Source organism: Allosphingosinicella sp. (assembly GCF_035626655.1).
Taxonomy (GTDB): Bacteria; Pseudomonadota; Alphaproteobacteria; order Sphingomonadales; family Sphingomonadaceae; genus Allosphingosinicella.
This window is the reverse complement of the sequence record NZ_DASPNF010000013.1, coordinates 116,994-128,467: the sequence shown is the minus strand read 5'-3', so window position 1 is coordinate 128,467 and position 11,474 is coordinate 116,994. Positions and strand designations below refer to the sequence as shown.

Here is an 11,474-nt window from a genome sequence, read left to right as displayed (position 1 = left end):
GCCGCGCTATGCTGCCTCCGACCAACGGGAGGATGAGGCATGCGCCGGCTATTCGGAATGGGAGCCTTGCTCGCGCTGCCCTTTGCCGGCGCGTCCGCACAGCGCCCGCCGGTCGAACATTTCGGGGCGCCGCAGCTCGGCGGGCAGCCTCTGCCTTTCTCCAATGCGGTTCGGGTCGGCGACGTGCTCTATCTTTCGGGGCAGATCGGGATCGGCGCGGACGGCCGGCTGTCCGAGGGGATCGAGGCGCAGACCCGGCAGATGATGGAGAATATCGGCGCGATCCTGAGGAGCGCCGGGCGCGGCTGGGATGACGTGTTCCACTGCACGGCGATGCTGGACAACATGGCGGACTGGCCGGCCTTCAACCGGGTCTATGTCGGCTATTTCACGCCCGGCCGGCTGCCGGCACGGAGCGCGTTCGGCACGGACGGGCTGGCGCTGGGCGCGCTGATCGAGCTGGAATGCCAGGCCTATGCCGGCCGGGCGCGCCGGAGATGATGACGACGGACGGACAGGAACGGGGAGACTGGTGATGAGCGAACGGATGCTGCTGACGGCCGGTGCGGCGCTGCTTGCGGTTGCGGCCTGCTCGCGCGGGGAGGACAATCCGAACACGCCGCCCAACGTCCAGTTCAACCAGCAGACCGGCGTGGTGACGACGAAGCAGGGGATCCAGGCGAACGGGCTCAGCGCCGCCGGCAACTGCCTCTCGCCGAGCGACATGCAGCGGCCGCCCTCGGCCTTCCCGCCGGAGCAGCGCCGGGAGATCGTCGCCTGCATGAACGCGGCGCTGGCCGCGCAGATCAATCCCCAGCTGCCGCGGCAGATTGACGAGCTCACCCGGCTCGACCGGATCGTGGCCGAGGGTCCGACGGTGACCTATCATTACACCGTACTCAGGTCCGCTTCCTCGCTGCCGCCGAACGCCGCGCAGCAGATCGAGACCGGCGGCCGGCGCCTGGTCTGCTCGCAGCCGGCGATGCGGCAGACGCTGCAGATGGGCGGCGCCTATGGCTATCGCTACGTCGACAATCAGGGCGCGCTGATCCACGCCTTCCGGGTCGACGCGTGCTAGCGAGCCTTGGCGGACCGGACGTGAGGATCGGGCTCGGCGCCGCGCTCCTGGCGCTCGGCGCCTGCAGCGGCGGCGCGGAAAACAAGGCGGCGGCGCAGAACAAGGCCGCGGCTCCGCCCGCCGATCAGGTCGCCAATGCGGCGCAGGAAGGGCGGCCCATCCCGCTCGACGAGCGGCGGCTGCTCGAGACCTGCCTGCCGGCGAACGAGCGCCAGCTGACCATCGACCAGCTCTCGCCCGCCCGGCGGGCGTCGCTCAACCGCTGCTACAATGAGGAAACGGTGCGGCAGCTGACGCCGCAGCTCCCGCTCCGGATCGACCCCGTGACCGAGGTGGTCCAGGTCGGCGCCGAGGGCCAGGACCTCGTCTATCGCTACAGGATCGCGCGGCGGCTGGCCGGCGCCCCGCCGGGCTTGGCCGAGCGGCTGGAGGCCGATACGCGCCGCCATGCCTGTGCCGGCGAGGATGTGCGGAACGTCATCGCGCTGGGCGGGGCGCAGGTCTATCGCTGGGTGGACAGCGACGATGCCCTGATTCGCGAGGTCAGGATCGACGCCTGTGAGGATGAGGGGGGAAGGCAATGACCCGAAGGATGATCTTGCTCGCCGGCTTGACGGCCGGCCTGGCCGGCGCGGCCCGGGGCCAGCAGCCCCCTCCGCCGGTCAACGTCGATACCAACCAGGCGGTGAATGCCTGCCTGACGCCCGCGCAGCAGCGGCAGCCGCTGGCGCAGATCGGACCGGCGCAGCGCCGTCGCCTGGTGGCGTGCATTTTCGAGAATACCGCCCGGCAGATCAACGCGCAGCTGCCCGTGCAGGTCGACGAGCTCACGCGGCTCGACCGGATCACGGTCGCGGGACCCTCGCTCACCTATCATTACAGCACGACCGGCCTGAGGGCGGAGCTGCCGCCCAACGTCGCCGCCTTGCTGGAGCAGCATACGCGTGCCTTTGTCTGCGGGCAGGCCAATATGGCGCAGACGCTGCAGCTGGGCGGCACCTATGGCTATCGCTGGTCCGACCGCACCGGCGTCCTTATCCACCAGGTGCAGATCACCCGCTGCTGAGCGAAGGGGGACAGCCCGGAGGCCGTCCCCGCTTCCAAGGTCAGCGGCAGCGCAGGTCCTGGCTGCGCTCGACTTCGCGGCCAACCAAAGCGCCAAGCACGCCGCCGACGATCGTGCCCGTGGCCCGCTCGCCGCGCGTGTCGATGCCGCGGCCAACGAGGGCACCGACGCCCGCGCCGATGACGAGGCCGGTCGTGCCGTCGCTGCGGCGGCAATAATAACGGCCGTCCTCGCCGCGATAGACCTCATCCTGCGCGCTCAGCCGGCGCTCCTGGTAGCTGGGATCGTCGCGATAATAACGCGAGGGCTCCCAATCGGGGCCGTCCTTCCAGCCGTAACGGCCGCCGCCGCGACCATAGCCGCCGCCATAACGGCCGCCGCGCCGGCGCGAGGCTTCGTAGCGGTCGCGTTCGGCATCGTAGATGGCGCGTTCGCGCTCGAAGCGGGCCTGCGCCTGCTCCCAGCGGATCTGGTCGGCGCGGCTCTGCGCGGCAGCTGGCGCTGACATTGCGAGCGGCGTCACCGCGGTGGCAAGCGCCAAAGCAAGCAGGCTGATCCTCATCTCTTTTCTCCTTCCGGCCACGTAACGGCGTTAGTCGCACGTCCCATCCGCCAAGGGAAGCCGGGCGGGACGAACGGACAAAGCGATAAGGCGGGCGGAGACTGCCGCAATAATGCGGTGCCATTCAACGCCGCCCGGCTGCGCGCAGGACGCCGAAGACGAAGCCGCCGCCGACGCAGAAGCGACGGCGGCGGAGGAGAGGAGAGCAGAGAATTCTGCTCTGAACCCGGCGGGCCTCGGGGAGAGGACGCCGCCGGAGCGGGAGCTCAGCGGCTGGCGAGCGTGGTCTGGGCGCGGCGCTCCGCCGAGGCGATCATGACATCGCGCTGCTCGGCAGCGGCGGCACGCAGGCCGGTGACGCATTCCTCCGCCTTGGCCCGGCCGCGGGCGTCGGCCGAGGAGGGGGTGCCGCAGGCGTCGCGGGCGGCGTGGAGGATGCGCAGGTCCAGCGCGGCGCGGCCTTCGGCAGTGGCGAGGTCGAGGCCGGCGGGGCTGATCACGATCCGGGTCGGGCCGGGCTGCGCGATGGCGGGGGCCGCAGAGAGGCTGGCCGCGGCGACCGCGGCGAGAACGAGGGTCTTCATGGCTGTGTCTCCGTGAGTATCTGGCAGGCCGGCCCTTCGCCGGTGCAGCTCCTCTTTAAATCAGTTGCAAAACGCAACGCAAACAACGTTATTGCACGTGTAATCTGCAAAAGTGCAGAATGACGCGTGCGCCCGCAGGGCGCAGGGGAAGCAACCATGACGCTCGACTGGGACGATCTCCGCTATTTCCTCGCCGTCGCGCGCAGCGGCAGCGCGCTCGGTGCGGGCCGGGCGCTGCGCGTCAGCCAGACGACGGTCGCGCGCCGCGTCGCCGCCTTCGAGGAGCGGCTCGGCCTCGTCCTCTTCGAGCGCCGCCAGGCCGGCTATGCGCTGACCCCGGCGGGTGAGGCCCTGGTGCCCGAAGCCGAGGCGATGGAGAGCGCTGCCGCCGCCTTCGCCGAGGCGGCCGGCGCGCAGTCCCGCGAGGCGCGCGGCACGGTCTGCCTGACGACGCTCGAGCTCTACGGCGTCACGATCATGCCGCCGATCCTGAAGGCGCTGCACGACGCGCATCCGGGCGTCGTGATCGAGCTCGACCTGACCGACCACCGGCGCGATCTCGGCGCGGGCGAAGCCGACGTCGCGCTCCGGGCCGAGCAGAAATCGAGCGACATCGGCCTGGTCGGGCGGCGCGTCGGCACGGACAGCTGGACGCTCTATTGCAGCCGGGACTATGCCGCCGCCCACAGCCGGCCGTACAGCGCCGCCGACCTTCGGGAGCATCCGATCATCGGCGGCGGCGGCGAGAAGATCTGGCCGCGCTACCGGGCCTGGCTGCAGCGGCTGAAGCTGGAAAGCGCGGTGACGATGCAGGCCAGCTCCGGCACCGGCCTGCTCGCCGCGGTGCGCGCCGGCGCGGGGCTGGCGGTGCTGCCGAGCTTCGTCGCCGACCGCGACCCCGATCTGGTCCGCTGCCTCGAGCCGATCGCCGGCGACGAATACGGGCTCTGGCTGATGACCCATGAGCGGCTGCGCCACACGCCGCGGATCCGGGCGGTGATGGACTTCCTGGCCGCGGCGCTGACCAAATTGTCGCGGGAGACGCTGGCGGCGGGCGAGGGGCGCTGGGCCGCCTGAAGGCAAAGCGGGATTCCGCACGAGAATGTTTGACGCCTCCGCGTCAAAAGCGCATGATCGTGCCGCAGGCGTGAACGGGATTGGTGATGCGTAAGCCTTTGCGGAATGACGGAAAAACGGTGGCGCCGATGCTCCGCGACAATGACGGGGACGTCGTCCGCCAGTCCGTGCTCGCGCCGAACGGCAAGGAGATTTTCACGCTCCCGCAGATCATCGACCAGCTGACCAGGCCGAACGTCGCCTGGGCCACCGGGGAGATCGGCATCGGCTTCAATCCGATGCCCAAGGCCGGCCCCGGCACGATCACCTTCGCCTTCTTCGACGACGCCAGCCAGGTCTATTCATCCGAAAAGTCGCAATTCTCGCCGATGACCACAGCGCAGCGCGACGCGGTTCGCGCCGCCTTCGCCATCTGGAGCGACTTCATCCCCGTCCACTTTGTCGAGGGGACGCCTGCCACCGCCGACATCAACCTCGGCAATCTCGATACGACCGAGGATTATTTCGGTGCCTATGCCAGCTATCCCGGCAACTCGCTGGTGGCGGGCGACATCTGGGTCAACATGCTCGGAGGCGTATACAATCAGGTCGCGCTCGGCGAGTCGGCCCTCCGCACCCTGTTCCACGAAATGGGCCATGCGCTCGGCCTGTCGCATCCCGGCGCCTATGACGCCGCCGAGGGGGTCACGATCACCTACGAGGCAAATGCCGAATATTATCAGGACAGCCACGAATATACGATCATGTCCTATTTCGGCTCCATCAATACCGGGGCGACGAGAACCTCCTTCGCGGCAACGCCGTTGGCGCACGACATCGCCGCCATCCAAAGCCTCTACGGAGTGAACCTGACGACCCGGACCGGCGATACCGTCTATGGTTTCAACAGCACTGCCGACCGGCCGGCCCTCGACTTCACGAAGAATACGGCGCCGGTGGTTGCGATCTGGGACGCGGGCGGGCGCGACACGCTCGATTTCTCGGGCTGGAGCAGCAACAGCCGGATCGACCTTTCGCCCGGCGCCTTCAGCGACGGCGGCGGCCAGACCAGCAACGTCCAGATCGCTTTCGGGACGATCATCGAGAATGCGGTGGCCGGCGCCGGCAACGACAGCATCACCGGCAATGCCGTCGGCAATGTGCTGCAGGCCGGCGGCGGCGCCGACACGATCCGCGGCGGCCGCGGCATGGACCGCATCGAGGGCGGCGCCGGCGCCGACATCTTCGTCTTCGGCACCGCCGGCGAGAGCCGCGACCTGGCCGCGCGCTCGGACGGCAAGAAGGCGAGCGCGGACCGCCTCAACGACTTCCTCTCGGGCACCGACCGGATCGACCTCAGCGCGGTCGACGCCAATCGCGGCACGGACGGCGACCAGGCATTCAGCTGGATCGGCACGAACGCCTTTTCCGGCGTCGCCGGCCAGCTCCGCGCCGAGGTGCTCGACGGCCTGGTTCATATCTATGGCGACACCAATGGCGACCTCCGCGCCGACCTGCACATCATCGCCAGCGGCACGCAGATCCTGGTGAACGACTTCATCCTCTAGCGGTTCATTGAGCGTACACGGCCGGATCGTTACGCCGCCGGTCCATGCTTCTCGCCACCCTGCTGACCGCGCTGCAGCCGGCCGCGCCCGTGCCCGCGGAGGTGCACGATTGCGCGCCCCGGGTGAATATAACCGCAGCCGGCCCGCCGCCGCCCGTCTTCCACGCGCAGCGTATGGAGGTCGCGCCCGAGCGGCGCATCTTCCTCTCGCTCGACGTTTGCGGCGGCGGCGACTTCCGGGTCGAGCGGCGGCGGGCGGGGAGCCCCGAGGACGAGCGCGAGCCGCTGCAATGGGTGCCGGTCTCGCAATGCGCCGCGCTCGGCGCCTGGGTCCAGGCGGCGACCCGGCTCAGCCTGCCCGCGCCGATGCTCCGCGAGCATGTCGCGCCGCGCGGGCCGATTCGCGGCACCTGGTACGAGCTCAATGCGCGGACCCGGACCGGGCCGGGCTGGCTCGGCCATCTGACCCTCCGCGTCCTCGAGCCGGAGGGGGCGCCGCCCAATGCGCTCAGCAGCTGGTTCAAGGAGGGCGAGCGGGTGTTCCAGATCTGCCGCGACCAGGGCCATGGCGGCGAGGGCTATGCCCCGCTCCGCCGCCGCCCGCCGAGGCCGCGCCAATGAGGCGCCTCCTTCTCTGCCTTGCGCTGGCGTCCGCGCTGCCGTTCGCAGAACCCGCCGCGGCCGCGCCCTCGACGATCCGCGACGCCCACCGCCATCATGGCGAGCTCTTCCGGATTCGCTTCGAGCCGGCGATGAGCATCGAGTTCACCTACCGCGTCTTCCACGCCGATCCGTCCGACCCGGCCAGCCTGCTCGTCGAGCGGAGCAACACCTGGCTGGGCGAGGAGAGCTTCGTCGACCTCAACCTTGCCGGCTGCCCGGCGCTGCGCGAGGCGGTGGCCGCGCTCGCGCGGATGGAGATGCCGGCGATCACCCTCGGCGATAACCGCCACTACGATTACAGGGCGCCGCGGCCGCAGATTTACGAGTTCGACGGCTTCGTCCGCTTCGCCAATGGCGCGGAGGGCGAGATCAGCTTCACCAGCTACGACGTGCGCGGCCGCCCCGCCGACCCGCAGCTCGAATGGATGCGCCGGCTGGTCCGGGCGTTCGACGCCTGCCGGCCGCGGCCGGACCTGCATTATTGAGGCGCTGGCGCCCGATTTGCTTTTCCGTTCCGGCTGCCTAGATTGAGTCCATGCGCGGCTTTTCTCCTTTCGAGCGCTTCCGGCTGCATGGCGGCAGCCTGATGTCGCGAGCCCGGCCCTCGGGGCGCGCCGCGCGCTAGCGGCCGTCCGCGAGGGGTATTGATCCGGGTCCGGGCGAACCGCCGCTGAGGCGCGCATCGCATTGCCGGCCAGCGCAGGTTCCCGCGGGTCCATTGCCACTTTCAACCCAATCAGCAATCGCCCGGCGCCATTCCGCCGTCGCGACAGGAACTCATCATGTCCGAAGCCGTCAGCACCCGTACCCGCAGCCTCCTGGCCCGCTCTTTGCCGCTCGTCCAGCAGCGGCGCGAGACGCTCGTCGAGCGCATGGAGGCGGCGCTCGCCGAGCTGGACACGAAGGAGACCGCCCTCGGCCAGGCGGAGGTCACCGCCGTCGTCCTCGTCGACCTGCTGCTCGACGAGGCGAGGCAGCTGGTCGAGCACGGCGCCTTCGGGCCGCTCTCCTATGTCAGCGGGGAGCATTACCTGCTCGAGATTACCGGCCGCCATTATTCCCGCTTCGGCGACGCGCTGCTGCCCGTGCTGCGCGACCTGCTCGGCCCGATCCCGCCGCGCGAGGTGCTCGCCGCCTGGGTCGATACCTTCTGGGCGATCATCAACGCGGCGGAGGGGGGCCGGGCGGAGGCGGCAGCCGCCGCGCCGGGCTGAGGCCGGGCGCCTGCCGGTCTCAACGGTCGCTCGCGGCCGCTCAGGCAAGGCCCAGGGCCTCCCGGATCGCGATCTCCACCGGCGCATGATCGCCGTCCGCCCGCTCCAGCTGCAGCGGCTCCCGCGGCAGCAGGGGCGGCTGCGCCATGAAGCGCGGGCGCGTGCCGCGGTGGGGCTGGGCGGCGTGGACGAGGAAGGGGTGGCAGAGGAAGACGGTGCCGGCCAAGCCTGTGGCGACGCGCTCCTCGCGTTGCGCGCTTTCGTCAAAATCATTCGCGGCAAGCTCACCTAGGGTCAGGCCCGCCTCACCCGCAGGGGCGAGGCGGCGGGCGATGTCGCGGTGCGAGCCGGCGCGCAGCCGCGTCGGGGCGTCGTCCGGGCCGACGTCGGAGAAGAGGAAGAGCATGAGCAGGGCGCGGCCCTTCGAGCAGATGTTCGCGCGCCACTGCATGAAGTCCGGCGTCTCCGTGCCGAAGCTGACGTCGATATGCCAGCCGGCGTCGCCCGGATCCGCGTCGGAGGGGAAGCGGACCGGGAAGGTGCCGAGCGCGCCCGGCGGCAGCCAGCGGCCGGGGCCGACGAGCTGGTCGTAGGCCCGGGTCAGGCGCTCCGTATTGGCGGCCTCGGCGAAGGGACCGGCGAACCGGTCGAGCCGGACGACCGGCCGGGTCCACGTCTCCGGCCGGCCCGGGTCGAGGCCGAGGGCCTGCCAGAGGATCGCCCGGCAGCGCTCCGCGAGCTCGCGCGGGAAGGCGCGGGGGACGGCGACATAGCCGTCGCGGATGAAGGCGCTGATCTCGGTGGGCGTGAGGGTCATGATTTAGGTCTTCACTCGCATTGACGGCAGGCTGCCCGCCGATCCGCAGGAAACGTGCCGACGCGGAGGTTTCTCCGCCGGCCTGCTCCGCTCCCGCGCCCGGGACGAGGGAAGGATCGGGTCAGTCGCGCTCGACCGGGCGGGCGCAGCGCCGGAAATTCGCGCCGTTGCCGGCGATCGCGCGGCCATTGTCGACCAGCCGGAACCGCCAGGTCTCGCGGTCGCGGGTCGGCCTGCCGTCATGATCGACATGCTGCGTCGCCACCTCGATCTCGGTGCGGCCCAGCCAGCGCACCCGGAGGACCCGGTAGTGGACCTCGAAGTTCCAGAGATCCCGCGCGGCGATCGAGAAACGCGGCTCGAAGCCCTGGCACCCGCCCGGCGTCTCGTCCCAGCCGCCGCGGAAGGCGGGCGGGATCTCGCGGAGCGGCGCGCGGGGCTGGGCAACGGCCGGCGCCTGGGCGACCAGCAGGAGCGCGACGGGAAGCACGTGCCGGAGCCGGATCATGGGCCCGGTTCATACGCCCTCCGGGCCGGCGACTCCACCGCCTTCGCTGCGCCTCACGGATCGTCCTCCGCCGGCCAGTAGAGCCGGAACAGACGGCGAAGCTTACGAAGCTTACACGTGCCATCTGTGCTGTCGGGCGGGGCGTTTGAGAGGTCTGCGCCTTCTGCCCCTCCACCAGCAAGTTGCCGGTCCCCCTCCCCATCACAGGATGGGGAGGAAATTTCGTGCGGCCAGGACCCCCGGCCGATCTCGGCGAGGAGGCCGCCATGTTCGGCGCGGGCGATCTCTTCGTCGGTCCAGTCGAGCATTTCCGCGGGGTCGAGGTCGTCGGTCGGGATCTCCCGTGCGAGGCCGCCGCCGGCCTCGGCATAGGCCGTATGGCGGGCGAGCATGGCGCGCTCGCTGCCGGACCAGTACAGGGTCCCGTCGCTGTGCGACCAGGCCTCGCCTACCTCGCGCGGACCGCCGTCGTCGCGCTTCAGCGGGAAGCGGGCGGCGAGGAAGCGCTCGGCCCCGGCATTGCCCTCGGGCAGCAGGTCCAGATAGCGGTCATATTCGGCGGCGACGGCATGGACCTCCGGGCGGCGCTCCACTTCGGCGGCGAGCCGGTCGAGGCGGGTGAGATGCGCCATGGTGAGGCGGTTGTCGAAGCGGTGCCGCTCCATGACCAGCTCGCCATTGCGGTAGATACGGTCGATCACGCCGTGCCGGGAGCGCGAGGCGACGTCGTCGGCGGTGGCGGCGCGGGAGAGCAGGATCGCCGCGTCCCAGCCGAGCGCGAAGGCGTGGCCGGCGGCGCTGTTGCGGCGGGCATAGGCGGCGACCCGGCTCATCCCGCAGGTGCGGCAGGCGTCGGCGACGACGCCGGCTTCGGCGAGGGTGGTGAGGAAGAGGCGCTCGCGCTCGGGGGTCCAGCCGTCGTGGCGCGCGGTTGGTGCGTCGGGCGGGGGCGGGGCGGTGGTCCAGGCGGCGAAGAGTTTGGTGGAGACGAGGGAGGTTGGTTCGCCTTCGCGGGTGAGACCAAGGTCCGGGGTGGGCGGGAGATGCGGGTGCGCGGCGGCGGGTCGGGCCGCGGCGCTGCTCAGCGCGTCCTTCGCGCCCTGCAGGTAGAAGAGGCGGGCTTCCTCCGAGGGGAAGTGGAGATCGGTCTCGGGATCGTGGATCGCCGGTGCCGGCGCGGGCGGATCGGGTGGGTGCTCCATCGATCAGCGTAGGACAGACAAACTCCTACATTGGAAGGGGAATCCGGTCCGGAACGGATGAGTCAGGGCAGCAACGCCTTGGCCGGTTACCGGGCAAAGGCTATATTGACGCAATGACCGCGGAGAAGAACCTGTTCGATTCCCCGGAGGCCGAGGCCAAGTCCGAGGCGCGCGCGGAAGCCGATGTTCGCGCCGGGAGGCTGATCTCGCACAATGCGGTGCGGCGCTGGCTCTCGTCATGGGGCAGCGACAAGAGGCTGCCGAGGCCGCGCTCCGGCGAGTGACTTGAAAACGATCGTCTGGACCGACGAGGCGATCGACCATCTCGAGGCGATCGTCACTTATGTGTCGGTATACGATCCCGCCGCCGCCGAGAGGCTCGGGCGCAAGTTGATCGAGCTGGCCGACAGTTTGATGGAATTTCCTGATCGGGGCCGCGAAGTCGGCGACGGCAAGCGGGAGATGGTGACGGTCTGGCCCTATATCCTGCGTTATGATGTGGAGGCTGAGCGGGTGATCATCCTGCGCATCCGGCATGGGGCACGGAATGAAGAACCATGAAGCAGGTGCATCCTGGATCGAGTCCAGGATGACGAGCAAAGTCACGCGACCGGAACGCGACGTGGATTGAGATAATTGAACTGCGCCTGCTCGAAGCGCTCTTCCAGCGCATCGAGCCCGTTAGCTCGCTTAAATGCGACTTCAGATGCAGTGATCGGTATCAACCAATAGCAGCGACACTTTGCACCGCGCTCATCCAAAATTTCCAGCTTTGGTCCGTCAAGATAGGGCAAAGAGATCAGGCCGTGATCGCAGTCTGAACCGGGCAACCACGGCTTCCCGAAATTGACCGAATGGCCAAGGTCCAAATGCTCGGCGGTGCGGTGAAAGTAAGCGGTCATGTAAAGGAGTTCGACCAGTTCCGACGCGTCAGTGGCGCCGAACATGTGCAACTCCACCGGGGATTCGTCCTCAGGTTGAGACATGCAACGGGTGGCATAAACCCACATGTTGCGGTCGGCCAAAGGGGGATATTTCAGGACAAGGAAGTCTTCCGGCAGGGAGCGGAACGGTCCGAACGGGAACAGACAAGGGATACCCTCGGCCCCCCAAACCGCGCGGTAATGAGCCTCAATTGCTTGTCTACGCCTCATTTG

At 69.5% G+C, this 11,474-nt stretch carries 17 protein-coding genes; 11 read left to right on the top strand and 6 right to left on the bottom strand.

Going from position 1 to position 11,474, the window contains the following annotated elements; genetic code table 11:
* Positions 1–39 precede the first annotated feature (39 nt).
* From VEC11_RS12635 to VEC11_RS12620, 4 genes are read left to right on the top strand one after another with little or no spacing between them, the layout of a single operon-like run.
* Positions 40–501, top strand: a complete 462-nt coding sequence (locus VEC11_RS12635; protein WP_464131818.1) for a RidA family protein — start codon at positions 40–42, stop codon at positions 499–501.
* Positions 502–535: 34 nt separating this feature from the next.
* Positions 536–1,078 (top strand): hypothetical protein, encoded by a 543-nt coding sequence (locus VEC11_RS12630; protein WP_464131816.1) that lies wholly within the window; start codon positions 536–538, stop codon positions 1,076–1,078.
* A 20-nt stretch (positions 1,079–1,098) separates the two neighbouring features.
* On the top strand, positions 1,099–1,662 hold the full coding sequence (locus tag VEC11_RS12625; RefSeq protein ID WP_464131814.1) for a hypothetical protein: 564 nt from the start codon (positions 1,099–1,101) through the stop codon (positions 1,660–1,662).
* On the top strand, positions 1,659–2,144 hold the full coding sequence (locus tag VEC11_RS12620) for a hypothetical protein (protein ID WP_464131812.1): 486 nt from the start codon (positions 1,659–1,661) through the stop codon (positions 2,142–2,144). The genes VEC11_RS12625 and VEC11_RS12620 overlap by 4 nt, the downstream gene beginning before the upstream one ends.
* A 40-nt stretch (positions 2,145–2,184) precedes the next feature.
* Here the strand turns inward: VEC11_RS12620 and VEC11_RS12615 are convergent, their stop codons facing one another.
* Together VEC11_RS12615 and VEC11_RS12610 are read right to left on the bottom strand one after the other, a co-directional pair.
* On the bottom strand, positions 2,185–2,706 hold the full coding sequence (locus VEC11_RS12615; protein WP_464131810.1) for a glycine zipper 2TM domain-containing protein: 522 nt from the start codon (positions 2,704–2,706) through the stop codon (positions 2,185–2,187).
* 266 nt (positions 2,707–2,972) lie between these two features.
* On the bottom strand, positions 2,973–3,290 hold the full coding sequence (locus tag VEC11_RS12610; protein WP_464131808.1) for a UrcA family protein: 318 nt from the start codon (positions 3,288–3,290) through the stop codon (positions 2,973–2,975).
* A 156-nt stretch (positions 3,291–3,446) separates the two neighbouring features.
* Here VEC11_RS12610 and VEC11_RS12605 point away from each other — a divergent pair, with 156 nt between their 5' ends.
* From VEC11_RS12605 to VEC11_RS12585, 5 genes are all read left to right on the top strand, one after another.
* Entirely contained in the window at positions 3,447–4,367 is a 921-nt protein-coding gene (locus VEC11_RS12605; protein WP_464131806.1) for a LysR family transcriptional regulator, read from the top strand.
* Between the two features lie 86 nt (positions 4,368–4,453).
* Positions 4,454–5,914 (top strand): M10 family metallopeptidase, encoded by a 1,461-nt coding sequence (locus tag VEC11_RS12600; RefSeq protein WP_464131804.1) that lies wholly within the window; start codon positions 4,454–4,456, stop codon positions 5,912–5,914.
* Between the two features lie 44 nt (positions 5,915–5,958).
* The gene (locus VEC11_RS12595) at positions 5,959–6,534 is read left to right on the top strand and encodes a hypothetical protein (protein WP_464131802.1); all 576 of its coding nucleotides are present in this window, start codon (positions 5,959–5,961) and stop codon (positions 6,532–6,534) included.
* Positions 6,531–7,061, top strand: a complete 531-nt coding sequence (locus VEC11_RS12590; RefSeq protein WP_464131800.1) for a hypothetical protein — start codon at positions 6,531–6,533, stop codon at positions 7,059–7,061. Before VEC11_RS12595 ends, VEC11_RS12590 begins: the two co-directional genes overlap by 4 nt.
* Before the next feature lie 297 nt (positions 7,062–7,358).
* Positions 7,359–7,790, top strand: a complete 432-nt coding sequence (locus tag VEC11_RS12585; protein WP_464131798.1) for a hypothetical protein — start codon at positions 7,359–7,361, stop codon at positions 7,788–7,790.
* Positions 7,791–7,830: 40 nt separating this feature from the next.
* Here VEC11_RS12585 and VEC11_RS12580 read toward each other — a convergent pair whose 3' ends face one another.
* The 3 genes from VEC11_RS12580 to VEC11_RS12570 all read right to left on the bottom strand — a co-directional run bounded on the left by VEC11_RS12580 (position 7,831) and on the right by VEC11_RS12570 (position 10,317).
* Positions 7,831–8,607, bottom strand: a complete 777-nt coding sequence (locus VEC11_RS12580; protein WP_464131796.1) for a phytanoyl-CoA dioxygenase family protein — start codon at positions 8,605–8,607, stop codon at positions 7,831–7,833.
* 121 nt (positions 8,608–8,728) lie between these two features.
* Positions 8,729–9,115 (bottom strand): hypothetical protein, encoded by a 387-nt coding sequence (locus VEC11_RS12575; RefSeq protein ID WP_464131794.1) that lies wholly within the window; start codon positions 9,113–9,115, stop codon positions 8,729–8,731.
* 53 nt (positions 9,116–9,168) lie between these two features.
* A complete protein-coding gene (locus VEC11_RS12570) occupies positions 9,169–10,317 on the bottom strand; it encodes a hypothetical protein (protein WP_464131792.1) in 1,149 nt (382 codons plus the stop codon).
* A 113-nt stretch (positions 10,318–10,430) separates the two neighbouring features.
* Here VEC11_RS12570 and VEC11_RS12565 point away from each other — a divergent pair, with 113 nt between their 5' ends.
* Both VEC11_RS12565 and VEC11_RS12560 read left to right on the top strand, forming a co-directional pair.
* Complete coding sequence (locus tag VEC11_RS12565) at positions 10,431–10,601, top strand: hypothetical protein (protein ID WP_464131789.1); 171 nt, start codon at positions 10,431–10,433, stop codon at positions 10,599–10,601.
* Between the two features lies 1 nt (position 10,602).
* Positions 10,603–10,878 (top strand): type II toxin-antitoxin system RelE/ParE family toxin, encoded by a 276-nt coding sequence (locus tag VEC11_RS12560; RefSeq protein WP_464131787.1) that lies wholly within the window; start codon positions 10,603–10,605, stop codon positions 10,876–10,878.
* 41 nt (positions 10,879–10,919) lie between these two features.
* Here the strand turns inward: VEC11_RS12560 and VEC11_RS12555 are convergent, their stop codons facing one another.
* Positions 10,920–11,471: a suppressor of fused domain protein gene (locus tag VEC11_RS12555; protein ID WP_464131785.1), complete on the bottom strand. Its 552-nt coding sequence runs from the start codon at positions 11,469–11,471 to the stop codon at positions 10,920–10,922.
* Positions 11,472–11,474 lie beyond the last annotated feature (3 nt).